Source organism: Bacillus sp. A1 (genome assembly GCF_042296235.1).
GTDB lineage: Bacteria > Bacillota > Bacilli > Bacillales > Bacillaceae > Bacillus > Bacillus velezensis.
On sequence record NZ_CP141181.1, the window covers coordinates 229,638 to 248,014 of the forward strand.

Genomic DNA, 18,377 nt, shown 5'->3' on the forward strand with positions numbered 1-18,377 from the left:
CGATGAAGATTGCACATACGAAGTTACTGATCAGGGGTTTTGCATTACTATCAATCTTTCATGCGATTCTTCAGCTTCCTCCCGGCCGGGGGGAGCTGAAGGTTTTTTTGTCTGTGCTCGTGATGATGCTGACGGCTAATGACTGCCTGCGGCCGCTGTATATGAAGAGAAGACCGGCTATATATCAAGGCTCTTTTCTCCTGAGCAGCGTTATCGCGGGAGTTCTTTTGTACAATGTCTATAGTGTGGGGACACAGGCCGTAATGGTGCTTTTATTGGCGGAGGTGCTTATTACTGATAAGCAGATTTCGGCTGTTTTGTTAACGATGAATGCCGCCGCATTTGCCGCAGCTTTATACGCCGGCGGAGCGGGTGTCAGTGATATCGTGCCGCCATACTTCATCATGTTTGCGGTGATTTATTTATATCGGAAAAACCTGCAGGAGAAGTCGAAGGTTGAATTGCTGAACCGAGAGCTGAAGATCGCTAATGATACACTGAAGGAATATTCAGACCGGATTGAGGAACTGGCCGTTACGAAAGAAAGAACAAGAATTGCGCAGGAGCTGCATGATTCTCTCGGTCATTATCTGGCTGCTCTGAAAATGAATTTGGAATTTGCCGGGAAGACAGCCGGGCATCAGCCGGACAAAGTGAAGCAGATCATTCATAAGGCGCATGATCTTACGAAAGAATCCATTTTAAAGCTTCGCCAGGCCGTTATGCTGCTGCAGGGCTCTTTGCCGGGGCGGGGATTTGAGCAAGAGCTCCGTGACATTTTCAGCCATTTTCAAGAGGCGGGAGGCATATGCTTCGAGCTGGAGATGGACGCGGCCATAGAAGCGGAACAGCCGGATGTGAAGCATTGTCTTTATCAATCCGTTCAGGAAACGATTACGAATGCGATAAAGCATGGACATGCTTCATATGTTTCTGTCCGGATTCAAAAAAACCGAAACATGATATTGGCGCATATTCATAATAACGGCTCAGCCTGCGGAACGATCATAAAATCAAATGGTCTGAAAGGAATTGAGAAAAGAGCAGCCGCACTTGGCGGAGAGGCTGTTTTCTCGTCTGGGAAGGAAACGGGTTTTGACGTGAAAATAAGGATTCCGTGCAAGGAGGATTAATCAAGTGAATGTCATGATTGCAGACGACCAGTCCATTGTGAGAGAGGGGCTGAAAATGATTCTGAGTCTTCACGAAGGAATTCAAATATCGGGAGAGGCTTCTTGCGGCGAAGAGGTTCTCCGGCTGCTTTCTCAATCCGAAACTGATGTGATTTTGATGGATATCAGAATGCCCGGTATGGACGGAATCGAAACGACAAAAGCGGTAAAAGCGCGATATCCGTCCGTAAAAGTCATCATTCTGACAACGTTTGAAGATGATCACTATATTTTTGCCGGGCTGAAAAGCGGAGCCGACGGCTATCTCTTGAAGGATGCTGATTCAGATGAAATTATCGCCTCTCTTCAAGCCGTTTATGAAGGGAAGATGATGCTGAATCCCAAAATCACGGTTTCCGTCGTAAAAGCACTGAATGATATGGAGATCCCTGCGGTGCAGGAAGAGCCGCAGTCAAAGCTGACGGAGATTCTCACGCCGAGAGAGCTTGATGTGGCGAAACACATTATGGAAGGCAAAAGCAATAAACGCATTGCCGCAGACTTATTTCTGACTGAAGGCACTGTGAAAAACTATGTATCCAGAATCCTCGATAAACTTGAAGTGTCAAACAGAACCGAGCTTACTTTATATTTGCAAAAAATGGTATAACCCCGCTTCACCCTCCTCTCTCCCTTTTTATCACTAAACATATGACGAAAGTAATATCCATATCGAGTACGAAAGTGAATAGAAAACAAGGATTGCCGAGAGTAGAATAAGTGCAGACATGACACAAGGAGTGCTGCATGAATGCTCGAATTAACGGATTTGACAAAGAAGTACGGCGATTTTACCGCTGTCAATCATATATCACTGCGCGTCGAAAAAGGCGAGATATTCGGTCTGCTGGGACCAAACGGCGCCGGTAAATCAACAACGGTGTCGATGATCAGCACCGTGCTCCCGCCGACGGGCGGAACAATCTGCATTGACGGAACCTCATTACAGGAGCAGCCTGCGGCCATAAAAAAAGTGATGGGAGTCGTCCCGCAGGAAATCGCTTTATATCAAGCGTTAAGCGCAAAGGATAATCTGGCTTTTTTCGGGAGTCTGTACGGACTTTCCGGTAAGGAGCTTTGTAAACGGGTTGATGAAGTGCTGGACATCATCGAATTAAAGGAACAGCGAAATCAAAGGATATCTGAATTTTCAGGCGGTATGAAAAGACGGGTGAATATCGGTGCCGCGCTAATGAATGAACCGAAACTATTCATTTTAGATGAACCGACCGTCGGAATTGATCCGCAATCCAGACATCATATTCTTCAAACCGTGAAGACGTTAAATCAAGAAAAAGGGATGACCGTCATCTACACGAGTCATTACATGGAAGAGGTTGAATACCTCTGTGAAAAAGCGGCGATCATGGATCACGGCTCAATCATTGCCTGCGGGACGAAAGACGAATTGAAGCAGTCAGCCAAAGCCTCTGATACCTTGATCGTGAATGCAGAGGGGCTGAATGATGATGCCGTTAAAAAAATCCGCCGCATTCCCGGTGTTGCCGAGGCTGCTGTCAGCCAGCAGACCATTACGATGCTCGTCTCTGCGGCAGATCGCAATATCCTTGATATTGCGGATGATATCAGGAAAACCGGTATCACCATTAAGGGCATTCATTTCGAGGAAGCCAATCTGGAAAGCATTTTCCTCCGGCTCACCGGCAAAACGCTGCGGGATTCATAGGGGGCGTCATGAAAATATTATTCAGGCTGATCTTATTAGATTTTCGGTTATTGGCCGGAGCAAAGTCTTTCTATATAAAACTGATTCTGTTTCCGGCACTGATGATTTTTATTTTAGGAACGGTTTTTCACGGCGATTCGAAAGTGAAGCCATTTCAGACCGCGTTTTATAATGCGGATCACGCGGAGAGTTCTTTAGGCGACGTATTAAAAAATGACGTGCTGAAACAAACTGATCTCATCCGTGTAAAAGACATAGGCAGTTACCAAGAAGGGAAACAGCTTGTCGAAAGCGGCAAAGTCTCCGTTTTTGTATACGTGCCGAAAGGCTTTGCAAAAGCGGCAGAACACAATGAAAAAACAAGTATCAAAGTCATCTCGGACCAACAAGGCTCTGTAAACGGAGACATTGTGGAAATGATGGCTGATTCGTTTGTCACCAGAGTAAAAGCGGAGATCAGTGAAGAAAAAGCGGTGCTGAAGAAGTCGGAACATCTGTCAAAGGGAGATGCCAGCAAAATCATCAGCGGCCTTTCGGGTGAACGTGAACAGGCTGTCACCATTCCGAAACAGTCGGCCGGCAATCACGCGGCCCCGATTGATGCGATGCAGTATTATTCAATCGCAATGGTCGTCATGTTCTCCATTATGACCGCGTTTGCGCTCATTCACGGGATAGTGGAAGAGAGACAGCAGCACACGTTATTCAGAATCAAATCAATGCCTGTTTTACGTATCCAGTATGTGGCGGGTAAGCTTTTGGGAATCATGCTTGCCATCCTTATGCAAATGGCTGCCGTCATCATCGCAAGCAGCATCTTGTATCAGGTAAAATGGGGCAATTTGTTTGAAATATTGCTGGTTACGATTGTTTATTCATTTGCGATCGGGAGTATCGTGCTTCTTTGGGGGGTTGCTGCAAAAAACCACGAGACCGTCTCAAGCATGGCGGCTCCCATTTTATACGGATTCAGTTTTTTAGGCGGAAGCTTTATCGCAAAAGACGGCTTGCCTGACAGTTTGAAAATCGTGCAGGAGCTGATACCGAACGGCAAAGCGATCAACAGCTATGTCAGTGTCACGCAGCATGCCGGTCTGAGCGGTATTCTGGCGGATTTGGCAGAGCTTGCCGCCATCGGCGCCGTGTTTTTATGTTTGACCATCTGGGTGTTTAAACGGAAGGAGGCTGTTTCATGACGCAGCTGTTATTCATGATCAGACATCAGCTGAAACTGATGCTGCAAAATCGGGCTGCCATCTTTGCGACGATTTCCGCCCCGCTCCTTCTCACATATTTCTTTTCCTTTTCTGCGGATGGCAGTCAGCAGAAGGAAGTATATGTAGCTGATAAGGATCAGAGCGCCTATTCAGCGCAATTTATGAAAATGATTCAGACAGCCGGCCATATAAAAGTCACGAAGGTCACGGAGGACGTATTAAAAACAAAGGTTAATCATCAGGATATTTCCTTCGGATTGCTGATCGGCTCTCATTTTGAAGAAAAATTATTTTCCGGAGATGAATTGAACGTTTCATTTATTCAGAATGAAGAAAAGGGTGATGCTGTTTTGACAGAGCAGCTGATTGCGCAGCAGGCGGGCGCGCTGAAAAAAATAGTCCGCGATGCAAAAGTGATATCCCGCACGCTGCACACCGACGGGAAGCAGGCGGCAGCTGATCTCTTGAAGGATATTCAGGATCATTCCGCCGTCAATGTTGACCGCCATCACGTTTATGAAGGCGGACAGGCAGCCGACAGGCTTATCGGATTTTTAGTGATGTTTATCTGGTTCGTTGCAGTCCAAAGCCTGCGATCATTTATAGATGAACAAGAAAATCATACATATGACAGATTGCTGAGCACGCCCGTTTCCTATACGGCATATGCAATCTCTAAGTTTGCGGCGGCGTATCTTTTCGGACTTCTCCATATTATCGTGATCCTCGCTGCCGGAACATTCATGCTGCATATCCGTTTTGCTGATCATGTTTTTGCTGCGGGAGCGGTGCTTGCGGCCTGCTCGTTTGCGCTGACTGCTGTAACGATGGCCGTGATACCGTTCATGAAGAGCCAAAAGCAATTCACGTCGCTTGCTTCCGTTTTTATAGCTGTCACGGGTTTATTGGGAGGGGCTTTCTTCACTTTAGACGCGGCTCCGGAGTACATGCGGATGCTGTCGTTGTTTACTCCTGAAAAATGGGCGATCGGCTCATTTCAAAACAATGGCGGAGGCAGCATGCAGATCGTGCCGCTGAGCCTGTTTCTTGCTGCCGGTGCAGCGTCATTAGTCTTATCACTTTATATGATAAACCGTCATATGAAAAAAAACGGTTAGAAGGGTGGCTGCTTTGTATATGGCAGAAATGATCGGAATCATAGAATTGCTCGCGGGAGCCGCAATGAACGTATGGATCGGGAGGCTCGGAAAAAACTTCTTCGGTAAAGATGACAGAAGTTCGAGAGTCGTGTTAAGAATCTGCGGCATCTTTCTCATGATCAACGGCGTTTCAAGAGCGTTTCATATCTAGTTCACAAAGTGTTCCGGACTCTTTTATAAAATGTAATCTTTTTCCTTGTAAATCGTGTAAAATAGTATAGGATTCTACGAAAAGAATAAGAGGGGGAAGAAACATGAAAAAGAGACTCGTTATGCTATTTGCGGCGACCGCCGCTGTTTTGTTGCTTGTGAGCGGGTTGTGGGCTCCATCAGCGTCTGCGGCGCCGGCTCCTGCTTTAACACAAATCCGTATTATCGGTGTGACGTCTGACGGTCAGAGTTACCAATGGGAAAATATCGGGCCGAACCAAATCAGCGCATCAAAACCGATGAAGGGTACAACGGGTTATTTAGCCGTATATTTCCAAGGGTATCCGAACAATAACACGATCCAGGCGTTTAACAACGGAACGAATATTACAAATCTTACGTCAAAAGCGCTGGAAGATGAATATACGAAAAACGGCAATATCGTTACAGGCTATATTAAATATTACAGTGTTCCTCTTTCTTATGTCAGTTCAGGAACGTTCTCTTTCTCCGCAACGGGGCTGAACGGGCCGTACACACCGTTAAGCAGCGGATTTTTCTCCATTCAGGTACAGAGTTAAAACAGCCGCCCGGTGCTTTCATGTATAGTTTTTCTCTCTTTCCGGGAAGCTATTCCTAAAGAAAAGGGAGGGCTTACATGATGGACAGGACACTCGGATATTTGCGCGAGTCGCTTTCGAACCACTTGGAGCATGATGTGTGCCGAAGGATTTATAAAAAGCTTCAGGTGAAGCATTATGAAAATGAGGGCGAGTTTGTGAAAGATCTAAATGATTTGGAAATGGATGCGCTGAATCAGGTGCTTGAAAAGGAAATCAAATATGCTGAGAACGAGCAGGATGAGAAGCGCACGATGGAATTGAATGAAGTATATGAGCTCCTGTTTTAAAAGCCTCCCGGCGGTCGGGAGGCTTTTTATTGTTTCGGAAACAGTTTACAGAATCATCCAACCCTTTGTATAATGGATAGTTGTGAAAAACACAGACGGAGGAGAAACATGAAGGAAATAAAAAAACAGACGGTTCTTGAGTTGTCATCGGTTGAAAAAGCTTTGGTTTTTCTGGTGCCGCCATTATTGGGGCTGGTCATCGGATGGTTTCTGCCGGTCATTGCGAAGTGGGCCGTAACATTGGATTGGCTGCCTGTTATCGGGCCGCTGGAAATGATCGCTTCTTTTCACGGATGGAAGGCTGCGGCTGTCATCGCCGTTATCGGCTTAATCGGGGGAATGTGGCTGACGCGAACTGTTTTTAAAGAATGTCTTACGGCGGTCGTGACGGACAGCGAGGTGTCCTTAACCATATATAATGAAGAAAGCGTGTTTTCGAAAGACAGCATCTCCGGTGTGTTTACGGATGAGAAGCATCTTGTCTTATTAGGCACTGAAGGACAGGAGCTTTTTCGGGAGAAGCTTGAGCCGGCGGTTGAAAAAGCGGCTGATGCGTTTCGCGCGCATGGGTATGCCTGGCTGGGGATGGAAGATCCTTTTAAAGAAGAATACAAACGGTGGGTGCCGGACACGCCGGATTTGGAGCCGGGGGCAAATGCTCTTTTAAAAGCGAGAGAAAAGGCGCTGAAAGAGGAGGAAAAGGCTGATGCGAAAGAGCTGAAAGCGGAAATATCCAAACTGGGCATTACTGTGCGGGAGAAAGGATCGCGCCAATATTGGCGGACCTATAAAACGCCGTCTGCATAAAAAAAAGCTGCCGCCGTTTGATACGGCCGGGCAGCCCGGGAACAGATTATTTCTTCTTGTCATCATAATATTGAACCGGGTACATGGAGCCTTCGGATACCATTTTGTTATCTTCAATATCTTCGGGATGCGGGTTGCCTGCTTTGTTGACGGGGAATGATTCAATATCCTGCTTCCCGGAGAGCGATGTTTTCATATTGCGGATAAAGTTCATCACCTTTTGGCGGTTTGATTTATCTTTGAGCAGGTAGGAAGTCACTCCGACAGTCGACACGGCAAGTCCTGAAATGAGCAGTTTTTGTTTCACGATAAAAACTCCTTTCTATTTCTGGCTTGCAGTAGTTATTCCCGCTTAACGGCTGTTTAAACATCTGAAGGGTAATTTTGGCTTTCCGCTTTAATGCGATAAAGATTGACAAATCTATTTTCAGAATAATATTATAAATATATGATAGCGCTGGAGTCATATTTTAATTGAAAGGTGTTAACTTTATGAATCAATTACATCGCAGAATGGGAACGTTTGCACTCATGATGGTCGGACTTGGGTCGATGATTGGCTCCGGCTGGCTATTCGGGGCGTGGCGGGCGGCTCAGATTGCGGGACCTGCCGCAATTATTTCCTGGATTATCGGTATGATCGTTATTTTGTTTATCGCACTTTCTTACAGTGAATTGGGTTCAATGTTCCCGGAAGCCGGGGGAATGGTAAAATATACTCAATATTCTCACGGATCATTTATTGGATTTATCGCAGGATGGGCAAACTGGATTGCGATTGTTTCCGTTATTCCGGTGGAAGCGGTTGCGTCTGTTCAATATATGAGCTCATGGCCGTGGGAATGGGCAAAATGGACAAGCAATCTCGTTCACAACGGCACTCTTACGGGAGAGGGGCTCGGCTTCGCATCCGTATTACTGATTATTTACTTTTTACTGAATTTTTGGACAGTTAACTTATTTTCAAAAGCGAATTCATTGATTACCATATTTAAAATCATTATTCCGGGGCTGACAATCGGAGCGCTGCTGTTTACCGGTTTTCACGGCGGAAACTTCACATCCGGTTCAAGCATTGCGCCGAACGGCTGGGCAAGCGTGCTGACGGCGGTGGCCACATCAGGTATCGTATTTGCGTTTAACGGGTTTCAAAGCCCGATTAACATGGCCGGCGAAGCAAAAAATCCCGGCAAATCGATTCCGATTGCGGTTGTCGGTTCGCTGCTGGTCGCAACCGTCATTTACGTCCTATTGCAAATCGCATTTATCGGGGCGGTTGAACCTTCCATGATCGTTCACGGCTGGAGTCACCTGAACTTCAACTCTCCATTTGCCGATTTGGCGATCGCATTGAATATCAACTGGCTTGTCATTATTCTTTATGCGGACGCGTTCGTATCTCCGTCAGGAACGGGTATCACTTATACCGCTACGACGTCCCGCATGATTTACGGCATGGAAAAAAATAAATATATGCCGAGCATTTTCGGAAAGCTTCATCCGCTGTACGGCGTGCCGCGCCAAGCGATGATTTTCAATCTGATCGTATCGTTTATCTTTTTGTTTTTATTCAGAGGATGGGGCGTGCTTGCTGAAATCATTTCCGTTGCGACGCTGATTTCTTATATCACGGGTCCCGTGACGGTGATGACGCTGCGGCGGACGGCGGCGGATTTGTACCGGCCTCTCCGTCTGAAAGGCCTGAGCGTGGTTGCACCGCTCGGCTTCGTGTTCGCGTCTCTCGTGCTGTATTGGGCGCGCTGGCCGTTAACAGGGCAGGTGCTGTTTATCATTTTGATCGGCCTTCCGATTTATTTCTACTACCAAGCGAAAGCGAAGTGGAAAGGATTCCGCAGAAACTTTAAAGGCGGCGTCTGGATGGTTGTCTATCTGCTCAGCATGATGGTCATTTCATGGCTCGGAAGTGAAAAATTCGGCGGTCTGAACATCATTCCGTACGGCTGGGATATGGGGCTGATCGCAATCGTTGCCCTTGCCTTCTATGCGTGGGCGCTGAAGAGCGGATTCAAGACTGAGTATTTGAAAGACGCCAAAGCAATCAACGATCAATTAAAAGGCGGACAGGCGGAAGCCGCTGCCGGAAAAGAATAAGTTATAAAAAGTTGAAGTTTTTGAGAGTCTGGGCCTGTAAGCGCAGGACAAAGGCACCTTTAAGTTGAAAAGCAGGTATCATACCTGAAAACGACTTAGAGGTGTTTTTTTATGGGTAAAATTAAAAATCCGCAAAGTATCGTATTTAGGATTAAATGAAGTGAGCTTTCCAAATTCAAAGAGAAATGAATCAAAGCATTTGTTAGGGATCTTATGGAAAATTCGATTTAATTATTGGAAATATTCCATCTTATTATCTAGATTACGGTGGCTAGGTTTAAAAACACATTAAAATTTTTAACCCATATTTATAAAAGAAAGAAATTATGGTAAACTTTTAAAATTGGATTCGAATAATTCTGGACTTGTTTTTATATAGGAAACAATAATTAAGGAGAAAAAAGATGATATTTACTGTAGCTATTCCGGTTTATAATGATCAAAACACAATTAGAGATTGTCTCGATAGCGTAGTGAACCAAACAGTTGGAGAGGACAAACTTGAAATTATCTGTGTAAATGATGGTTCAACTGATAAAAGCGGTAATATTTTAGATGAATACATGAGCAAGTACAAGTTTATTAAAGTAATTCATCAGCAGAATAGCGGCGCACCTGGCAGACCGAGGAACAAAGCTATAGAAGCAGCAACAGGTGATTATATTTATTTTCTAGACGGAGATGATTATTTAGGACCTGAAGCTTTAGAAAAGATGGAAGAAAAAATAGTTCAGTATCAAAGTGATATAATTATCGGCCGTTATGAAGGAATTAATAGAGGTGTTCCTGTGGCTGTATTTAAAAAGAATCCAGATTGTTTTTCCTTCCCTGGTTCCAATGCTCTTTTTACGATGAGTGCTCAAAAGCTATTTAAACGGGAGTTATTAATTAAACATAATATTCGTTTTCCGGAACACTTCTCTCTAGGAGAAGATCAACCGTTTATGATTCAAGCGTATGCATATTCAAATTCCATAGCCCTTGTTAAAGATTACCCATGTTATTATTTGACCAATCATCAAACAATAGGAAGGGTTCAACTTACTAAGAAACCATTATCAGGTAAAAGTTTTATGTTCAGAATCGAAGAAACATTGGCATCTATTGAATTACTGAACCTTGAAACAGATAAAAAACGGCTGATTTTCTTTCATTACTGGGAAAGGATTATGGAAGTGGAGTTAAGCGCTCTGATTTCAAAGTCTTTTCTAATTGAAGATAAAATCTATATTTTTAATACATTAAAGAAAATGCTTGACAAGTACCAATACTTAGATTACTACCAGCAGTTTTCTTCCCGCCATAAACTCTTATTACGTTTAATTGAGAAAGGACAATTGGAGGATTTAATTGCTTTCTGGTACGCTGAAAAACAACCTGGTAACATGGTAGTACAACATGGGAAGGTCTATCCAAAACCAGAATTAGCATACAATTTGGCCTTGCATGAGTCCATTTCCTTTCATCGTAATAATAAATTTGAAGGAGAAATAACAAAAATAGAGAAATTAGAGAATGCCGTTTTGTTAGAGGGTTTTTGTTATCATTCACATGTTGACTCCTCAAATGAGCGTTTATTTATCGAAGTCTCTTTGAGAGAACAAAAAGATAAAACAATTTCATTTCCAGCTTATAGAAGCCTTTTTGAAAAAAAATATCCTTTTGAAATAGATACGCAAATTATAAAAAAAGAAAAAGTTACTTATTTTTATGCATATATTTCTATAGAATCTTTACTCCATTTAAATAGCGAAGATGGTATATTAGATTTAAGATTAATTAGTAAGATAGAAGATTATACGAAATCATTGAGATTAAAATCGAAAGAAAGCGTTTATTTAAAAAATGCTTCTTATATTGCAAAAGGATGTAAAGAACCTATCGTTATAAACTCGTATCTAACTAAATGGGGTAATCTTTCTCTTGTTGTTAAACATCAAATGTTACATTTTAAAAACTTTGTGTTAACCTGCAGCGGTTCTAGGATTAAAGGACATTTTGATTGTGAAACAGATTTAAGTTTTGAAGAACAGAATTCTTTCCAGGTGAATTTTGGAAGGTTTCTTGTGTTTAAACCTGATGTGGTACTTAAAGATTCTACCCGAAAAAAAATGTCATATGACTTTAGTTTTGAAGTAACTAAGCAGGAGTTAAAACAAATTAGGCTAAAAAAGAATGCAGAAGTGATTATTGGTCATTTGCAACAAAGTGTTCCTGTTATTTATAAGGGCAAATCTATTAAAGCAAAAGTTAAGAATATACTAAGACCCTTATTTAAAGGGAGAAATATTTAAAATTAATATTATAAAACTGCACGCGATATACGTGCAGTTTTTGTTTTGAAATCTTTAGATTCGTAAACCTATTGATCCCTATTAGATTTAACAAAATTAAATATATCCGCATAGTTGGTAAACACACCGGTTACGCCCCAATTCAGCAGACGGCGCATGTCCGCTTCGCTGTTTACGGTATAAGGATGAAGCAGAAGGCCGTGGCTGTCAGGAGACAAAAGGTTTCCTTTTCCCGCTGCCGATACAGACGTGACGATGAGTGACAATAAACTGAATGAAAGCAATACTAAAGCAAACAACTTATGTTTCCGCATGTTTCTTCCACCCTATCAATAACTGTCTTCCATACTAAACAATGAATGTAAAGATATGTTGGGCAACTATTAATCCTTTTATGTATTTCCTTCTTCTCCATGCTCATTCTTTTTCCTGTACTTCAAGTCAAAGTTTTAGAGACAAAACAAATAATTAACCATAGAGAAAATACAGTACGTAAGTCGTGTTTGAAATAATTGTATAATAAATTAAAATATAGAAAAATGAACAAATAGTCGATGGTAATAAGTATGAAAAAGCGAAAATTTTTTGTAACATTCTGCATCGTCACTCCCTAAGTTTATTTAGGGAGTCATTATTATTTTAAGGAGTGAGATTATATTTGAACAAAATTAAGTGGTTAATTATAATTGCGGTCATAGTATTAATAGGTATATTTATATGTATCGGAACTTTTAAATATACTAATACAGTTTCTGATGTTAAACAAACTGAAACAGAAAAGGAAAAGTATTTCTTGAAGGATAAAATTGCAGCTATATATTATTCAGCTACAATAGATTACCCTAAAGATGGGAGTTATACTGTATATATTGATGAAAAAGGAAAGGCAACAGCTGTAAAAGGAGATGCCATTGAGGTTGGAACCATTGCACAAGATGAAAAAAACATAGTTAGACAGGACAAAAAAGAAGTATATATGATAGGTGATAGCTTTAAGAAATTCCCGATGCAACATCAAGTACATACAATTTATGGGCAATCATCAGGCCATTTAATAAAAGGAAATATCTTTTATTTTTTGAATAATCAAGGAGTCGGTGAAAACCATTATAATAGTTTAATTAGATGGGGTAACGGCAGTGGATTTCATGAAAAGATTATTCCGGGTTTCTATACAAGTACCGGTAATGACGGTGAATATATTTACGTGATAAATGAAGATTCTTCAATCAAAACACCGACTTTTCAGGGTATTAAAATAGATAAAGATAAAGTTACAGTAGGGAAAGGAACAACAATTCCTATATTAAATGAAGAAAATTGGAGTGTTTATTCACAGATAATAGTTAAAAAAAGCTCAGCCTTTTTTATACTATATAACCAAACGGATAAATCAAACAAAGTACAATTCAAAGTAGCAGAAATTGATTTAAAGCATAATAAGTACAAAGGGGCTTTTCCTTTAGGCAGCTATAATATCCCTGAGGAAATTTCTCAACTGGCAATTCCTCTTTCCACTAATAACTTTTTTGTGAAAAATGACACTTTATATCATTTGGCAGCTAATTCAATACTTTATACTTTCGATCTGAAAAGTATGAAGCCGGGAAAAAAAATCCCGTTAAATAGGTCGACAAAATTTGAAAACCAAGCAAAATTCACTTATTTTGACGAGTCTAAAATTTTCTTGTTAGAAATAAGCAAGGGCGGGAAATATGTGATTAATTCTTACTCTTATAAAAACGGAAAAAAATTAAAATCTACTCCTATCAGAGGACTTGAAAAAATTATTAACAATGCCCATGTTTCTGAATATGACTTTTTTATGATTAAGAAAAACAAAGAAATATGGAGTGATTAGATATAAATGGCTAGACAGCTGAGTGAGTATACTTAAGGGGAAATTAAATTCACAAAGGAGAATAATAATGGATGAGCTAGATCTTGCTTTTGGTATTTTACCACTTTCTATTATCGTCTTATCGATTATATTCACTTATATTTTCAAAAAAGTGTATATAATGCCGCTTGTCAGTATAGTTGTTTCAGTCATATTAATGTTCACTGTTTTTAATCTATCCTTCTGGGGATGGGTGGTTGTCTATGGTTTAGTATCACTTGTATTATCGTCTATTACAAATAGTATAAGAAAGAAAATAGATAATAGAAATAAATAATTATATCCTTTTGTTTAAAAAGGTATCACAAGTAATTCATCATTACAGTGATACCTTTTTACAATTAAGGTGAGTCTCAGCCTTTTAATAATATGCTCCGCCCGCTACATAACCCATGATGCGTTTGCATTATCGGGCAAAAAAACACGGGTTCGGCATCATCTCCGAACCCATGCTGGCTTTATGATTTGTATTCTTTTTTAACCTTTTGGAATATATCCGCATAGTTGGTAAACACACCGGTTACGCCCCAATTCAGCAGACGGCGCATGTCCGCCTCGCTGTTCACGGTATAAGGATGAAGCAGAAGGCCGTGGCTGCGAATGTTTCGGACATTTTGAGCGTTCAGCGCTTTGTAATCCGGTCCGATTCCGACGGCATATGTTTTAATGTCCGTTAAATCTGCGTCAGTCATTGACGTCATCTGTTCCGCTTCAAGCAATTGGACGGCGGGAAGTTTCGGATCGAGCTGTTTGATTTTCAGAAGGCTGTCCCTGCTGAAAGACTGAATGATAACTTGTCCAAGTTTCGCATGCTTACCTGCCAATTTGTATTTTTTCAGTGAAGCGATCAGTTTTTCTTCCATACCCGGATATGTTTCGGGCGCCTTTGTTTCAATATAATAGTTTGCATGTCTGCCGAACCGTTTTAACACGTCATCAAGTGTGGGAACGCGAAGTCCGGCGTATTGCGGTTTTGCTTTTTCCGGATAGGCCTTATTGAACCAAGAGCCGGCGTCGAGCTTTTGAATCTCGGCTAATGTATGATCCTTCACCCAGCCTTGTCCGTTTGTGGTGCGGTCCAATTTTTCATCATGCATGACGATCAGCTTGCCGTCTTTTGTCATTTGTAAATCCAGCTCAATATAGTCAGCCTTCATTTTTTGCGCAGTTTCATAAGAAAGGATCGTGTGCTCCGGGACATACCCCGAAGCACCGCGATGGGCAATGGTCAAAATTCTGTCAGGAGACAAGAGGTTTCCTTTTCCCGCCGCCGATACAGGCGTGACGATGAATGACAATAAACCGAATGAAAGCAATACCAAAGCAAACAATTTATGTTTCCGCATGTTTTCTTCCCCCTTAAAAATCAATATCTGTCTCTAGTGTAGAAAATCGTTGTAAATGCTGTACTGCAAAAATATTAATCTTTTATGTTGTTTTCTTACACATGCTCCGCCCGCTTGCCCGTATTCCACGTCATAGCCAAGAAGACGATGGACAGCACGCATGAGGAGATAAGCATGATAAAGCCGCCGTTCCAGTCAAAGCGGTCTACGACATAACCCATGATGGCGTTGGCGAAAGCAGAGCCTCCGATGTAGCCGAAAAACCCGGTTAAGCCGGCTGCCGTTCCCGCCGCTTTTTTAGGCGCAAGGTCAATGGCCTGAAGCCCGATCAGCATGACAGGTCCATAGATTAAGAAGCCGATGCTGATCAGCGCGATATTATCGATGAGCGGATGACCGGCAGGGTTAAGCCAGTAGACCAATACAGCGATAAATACGCCGGCCATGAACAGTACGCCTGCCGGCGCGCGGCGGCTTTTGAAAAACCGGTCGCTGATCCAGCCGCACAAAATCGTTCCCGGAATTCCCGCATATTCATAAAGGAAATAAGACCATCTGGAATCTTCAGGAGAGAATCCTTTCGCTTCCGTCAAATAAGTCGGCGCCCAGTCAACGACACCGTACCGAACGAAATAAACAAAGACATTGGCAAATGCGATATACCACAGAAATTTATTATTCAGCACGTATTTGAAAAGAATTTCTTTGGTCGTCATCTCTTTTTCCTGGTCTTTGAACGCATGTTTCGGATAGTCATTCCGGTATTCTTCAATCGGCGGAAGCCCGCAGGATTGCGGCGTGTCCCGAACGAGAAGAACAATCACAAATGAAATGACGATGGCGATAATCGCCGGAAAGAAAAACACGCTTTTCCAAGTAACAAACATGGCGATGCCGAGAGTCACGAGCGGGGCGAGAATACCTCCGCCTATGTTATGGGCGACATTCCATATCGACATTTTCGTGCCGCGTTCACTGATGGAAAACCAATGAGCCATCGTTCGTCCGCAAGGCGGCCAGCCCATTCCTTGAAACCATCCGTTAATAAACATAAAAATGAACATAATCGTCACGCTTGACGTGACCCATGGCATGGAAACAAATAAAATGTTTACGACACCTGACAAAAACAGACCTGTCGCAAGGAAATACCTCGGGTTGCAGCGGTCAGACACCATCCCCATAATAAATTTACTGAAGCCGTAAGCGATTGATACGGCCGCAAGCACCAAGCCGAGTTCCCCTTTTGAAAACCCTTGTTCCTGAAAATAAGGAATAGCGAAGGCAAAGTTTTTGCGAAGCAAATAATACCCGGCATACCCGATGAAAATCCCCAAAAATACTTGCAGCCTGAGCCGTTTATAGGCCGCATCCGTCTTTGAATCATCCAATCTCTCAATATGCGGAGCCGGCTTGAACAATTGAAACATCATATCCTCCCCTTTGCTGAACGTCTATCATGATGTATGTATGACTCCTTTCCTTGAAAATGACAAAAAGAACCAGAAATCACCCTTGTGAAAGGGCGGGGTTTCCTGGTTCTCCTCATCTCCATCCAAAAATCATTAACTTGTGTATGATAGCGCTTTCTTAAATTATCACAGTCTGACGTGAATGTAAACGCTTTAAGGAAAGTTTTCATTTTTTTGAATAAATAACCGGAGGGAATATCAGCCGGAGCGCGAAAGATTTGAAGTACTCGATTTTGTACTCAGGCATAAGATGTGTTAGGCCGAACTAAGAAAAGCGAAGGGAGTGCATCTGTTGATTGATGAATTGGATTTTGCGTTCGGTGTTCTGCCGCTTTGTATCATCATCTTGTCAGTCGCCGGAACGTATTTGTTTAAAAACGCGTTCATTATGCCGGCTGCCGCTTTAGCCGTTTGCCTTATATGCACATTTACCGTATTGAATTTCTCGTTTATCGGGTGGGCCGTTGTGTATACGCTTGTCTCTTTCGCGTTATCGCATATTACGATGGTGGTGATCAGCCAAAATAAAAAATAGGATCGGCGGCAGCCGATCCAGCTATCAAAAGCAGAGATGCGCTCTCTGCTTTGTTTTATTTATGAATGTGCAGGAATTCCTTGATGACCGCGGTCTGTTCTTCTTTCGGATAGCTTCTGTACAGATGGCTGGTTAAGCGGACGGGGTCACCGAAGAAGTACCGCTCATATTGTGTCTGTCTTGTTCCGAAGGGGCTCATGGTCAAATCCCATGCGAGGCGGAACACTTTTACCCGGTCTTCAGCGTTCAATTCGGCCGCCTGCAAATATTGGTCAAGGTCTCCTCTGATGTCAGAACGGAACGCTTTTTCAGTCGGCAAAGTCACCATTCCGCTTGCCCCGATCAGCTGAATGATTTCCGTGAAGCGCGGGTAGATGTCGGGAAAAATCGCGCTGACCACACGAAGCGGAGTGACACTCGGACGCATATAACCCCATTCATCTGTTTCCGCATCATTCTCCGACTTTTCCAGAAGGGCTTTCATCGTTTCCAGACCGGTGATGATTTCAGCCATCTTAGCCTGAATATGCTGATATTCGCCCACATCTATCGCTTCGACAAGCGTTTGGGCGAGGCCCAGGAGAAACTCCGTCTTTACAATTTGTCTCGTGATAACTTGATGAAATGCGAAGGCGTTAAAAGAACTTTTCATATTAAAATCAAAAGCCGCCTCGTAATTATTATAAAAAAATACGCGTTCCCAAGGGACCAAAACGTGATCAAATACAACGATAGAATCCATTTCTTCATATCTTGAGCTGAGCGGATAATCAAACGATGATTTTCCGAGTACGAAAGATTCCCTGCAGATGAATTTTACTCCCTTTGTATTGGAAGGGATTGAAAAAGCGAACGCTTCATCCGATTCAAAATACATTTTAGGCAGAGAAACCACGAGCACTTCATCCGTCAGGCCGCCTTGTGTGGCTAAAATCCGGGCGCCGTGTATGATGAGGCCTTTTTCATTTTTATCGACGACTTTTGCCGAGATAGGTGTCGGCGATACGTTTACACCCATTTGTGAACGATTCACCTGAGGGGTGATAAACGTGTGCGTAAAAGAAAGATCCTGTGCAGCAGCGCGTTCGTACAGCGCTTGAACATGTTCCGGAAAACAATGATCGCGGTCTTTCAAAAGCGCGGCGGAGGAGGCGAAGCTCATCAGCACGGTATTCATATAATCCGGGCTTCGTCCCATCATTCCGTGCGTGTGTCTGGCCCAATGTTCGAACATGTTTCTTCTTCTTTTTACGTCTTCTTTCGTTTTCGGCTGCAGGTATGAAAGCCCGGCCCGTTCTTTTTTACCGGGAAGACTGTAAGTCATTTGATCTTTCATATCCGGTTTCGTTTGCAAATCATAAAGAGAGCGCTTCGTTTCCAGAAGGCCCTTAAATGCGGGATGTTCAGAAATCTGTCCCTCGATCTTTTCACCATCAAGCCAAATCTCATTTCCAAGCTGATTTAATCGGTCAATGAACATTTTGCCGTTAATGATACCCATCATGTCGCCCTTCTTTCTTTGCAGATCCACTACCTCATTATATTGAAAACGAAATTGGGTGTTCCGGTTATTTCCAAAGAGGAAGAGCCTTTTTTGATAAGGGGGGTGAAGGAA

At 42.7% G+C, this 18,377-nt stretch carries 18 protein-coding genes and 1 pseudogene; 14 read left to right on the forward strand and 5 right to left on the reverse strand.

What is annotated here, in order from left to right; all coding sequences use genetic code 11:
- Positions 1–2: 2 nt before the first annotated feature.
- From U2H13_RS01315 to U2H13_RS01355, 9 genes are all read left to right on the forward strand, one after another.
- A complete protein-coding gene (locus U2H13_RS01315; RefSeq protein WP_376700636.1) occupies positions 3–1,133 on the forward strand; it encodes a sensor histidine kinase in 1,131 nt (376 codons plus the stop codon).
- Between the two features lie 4 nt (positions 1,134–1,137).
- Positions 1,138–1,782: a response regulator gene (locus tag U2H13_RS01320; protein WP_376700638.1), complete on the forward strand. Its 645-nt coding sequence runs from the start codon at positions 1,138–1,140 to the stop codon at positions 1,780–1,782.
- A 141-nt stretch (positions 1,783–1,923) separates the two neighbouring features.
- Positions 1,924–2,859, forward strand: a complete 936-nt coding sequence (locus tag U2H13_RS01325) for an ABC transporter ATP-binding protein (protein ID WP_014416792.1) — start codon at positions 1,924–1,926, stop codon at positions 2,857–2,859.
- Positions 2,860–2,867: 8 nt separating this feature from the next.
- Positions 2,868–4,055: an ABC transporter permease gene (locus tag U2H13_RS01330; protein WP_022552515.1), complete on the forward strand. Its 1,188-nt coding sequence runs from the start codon at positions 2,868–2,870 to the stop codon at positions 4,053–4,055.
- Positions 4,052–5,194 (forward strand): ABC transporter permease, encoded by a 1,143-nt coding sequence (locus tag U2H13_RS01335; RefSeq protein WP_014416794.1) that lies wholly within the window; start codon positions 4,052–4,054, stop codon positions 5,192–5,194. The genes U2H13_RS01330 and U2H13_RS01335 overlap by 4 nt, the downstream gene beginning before the upstream one ends.
- Positions 5,195–5,207: 13 nt before the next feature.
- Positions 5,208–5,387, forward strand: a complete 180-nt coding sequence (locus U2H13_RS01340) for a hypothetical protein (RefSeq protein ID WP_021495320.1) — start codon at positions 5,208–5,210, stop codon at positions 5,385–5,387.
- Between the two features lie 103 nt (positions 5,388–5,490).
- Positions 5,491–5,967, forward strand: coding sequence for a DUF4879 domain-containing protein (locus U2H13_RS01345; protein ID WP_376700639.1), 477 nt, complete (start codon positions 5,491–5,493; stop codon positions 5,965–5,967).
- A gap of 80 nt (positions 5,968–6,047) precedes the next feature.
- Positions 6,048–6,296, forward strand: coding sequence for a sigma-G-dependent sporulation-specific acid-soluble spore protein CsgA (locus tag U2H13_RS01350; RefSeq protein WP_025650163.1), 249 nt, complete (start codon positions 6,048–6,050; stop codon positions 6,294–6,296).
- A 108-nt stretch (positions 6,297–6,404) separates the two neighbouring features.
- Entirely contained in the window at positions 6,405–7,103 is a 699-nt protein-coding gene (locus U2H13_RS01355; protein WP_376700640.1) for a DUF308 domain-containing protein, read from the forward strand.
- A gap of 46 nt (positions 7,104–7,149) precedes the next feature.
- Here the strand turns inward: U2H13_RS01355 and U2H13_RS01360 are convergent, their stop codons facing one another.
- Positions 7,150–7,410 (reverse strand): hypothetical protein, encoded by a 261-nt coding sequence (locus tag U2H13_RS01360; RefSeq protein WP_003156732.1) that lies wholly within the window; start codon positions 7,408–7,410, stop codon positions 7,150–7,152.
- Positions 7,411–7,595: 185 nt separating this feature from the next.
- On the opposite strand from U2H13_RS01360, the gene U2H13_RS01365 reads away from it, so the two are divergent.
- Together U2H13_RS01365 and U2H13_RS01370 are read left to right on the forward strand one after the other, a co-directional pair.
- Positions 7,596–9,215, forward strand: a complete 1,620-nt coding sequence (locus U2H13_RS01365) for an APC family permease (RefSeq protein ID WP_014416799.1) — start codon at positions 7,596–7,598, stop codon at positions 9,213–9,215.
- A 404-nt stretch (positions 9,216–9,619) separates the two neighbouring features.
- Positions 9,620–11,509 (forward strand): glycosyltransferase family 2 protein, encoded by a 1,890-nt coding sequence (locus tag U2H13_RS01370; RefSeq protein WP_021495317.1) that lies wholly within the window; start codon positions 9,620–9,622, stop codon positions 11,507–11,509.
- Positions 11,510–11,577: 68 nt separating this feature from the next.
- Here U2H13_RS01370 and U2H13_RS01375 read toward each other — a convergent pair.
- Positions 11,578–11,718: pseudogene (locus U2H13_RS01375) on the reverse strand (glycerophosphodiester phosphodiesterase family protein); the annotation flags it as partial.
- 449 nt (positions 11,719–12,167) lie between these two features.
- On the opposite strand from U2H13_RS01375, the gene U2H13_RS01380 reads away from it, so the two are divergent.
- Together U2H13_RS01380 and U2H13_RS01385 are read left to right on the forward strand one after the other, a co-directional pair.
- Entirely contained in the window at positions 12,168–13,370 is a 1,203-nt protein-coding gene (locus U2H13_RS01380) for a hypothetical protein (protein ID WP_376700641.1), read from the forward strand.
- A 67-nt stretch (positions 13,371–13,437) separates the two neighbouring features.
- The gene (locus U2H13_RS01385) at positions 13,438–13,686 is read left to right on the forward strand and encodes a DUF2651 family protein (RefSeq protein ID WP_014720665.1); all 249 of its coding nucleotides are present in this window, start codon (positions 13,438–13,440) and stop codon (positions 13,684–13,686) included.
- Positions 13,687–13,867: 181 nt separating this feature from the next.
- Here the strand turns inward: U2H13_RS01385 and U2H13_RS01390 are convergent, their stop codons facing one another.
- Together U2H13_RS01390 and glpT are read right to left on the reverse strand one after the other, a co-directional pair.
- Positions 13,868–14,755 carry a glycerophosphodiester phosphodiesterase gene (locus tag U2H13_RS01390; RefSeq protein ID WP_007408993.1) on the reverse strand — a complete coding sequence of 296 codons (888 nt, stop codon included), beginning with the start codon at positions 14,753–14,755 and terminating at the stop codon, positions 13,868–13,870.
- A gap of 95 nt (positions 14,756–14,850) precedes the next feature.
- Complete coding sequence (glpT, locus tag U2H13_RS01395; protein WP_003156725.1) at positions 14,851–16,185, reverse strand: glycerol-3-phosphate transporter; 1,335 nt, start codon at positions 16,183–16,185, stop codon at positions 14,851–14,853.
- Positions 16,186–16,519: 334 nt separating this feature from the next.
- Between glpT and U2H13_RS01400 the strand changes: the two genes are divergently transcribed.
- Entirely contained in the window at positions 16,520–16,762 is a 243-nt protein-coding gene (locus U2H13_RS01400; protein ID WP_007408994.1) for a DUF2651 family protein, read from the forward strand.
- Between the two features lie 55 nt (positions 16,763–16,817).
- On the opposite strand, the gene hpaB is transcribed toward U2H13_RS01400, so the two are convergent.
- Positions 16,818–18,263, reverse strand: a complete 1,446-nt coding sequence (hpaB, locus tag U2H13_RS01405) for a 4-hydroxyphenylacetate 3-monooxygenase, oxygenase component (RefSeq protein ID WP_025284162.1) — start codon at positions 18,261–18,263, stop codon at positions 16,818–16,820.
- Positions 18,264–18,377: the final 114 nt, after the last annotated feature.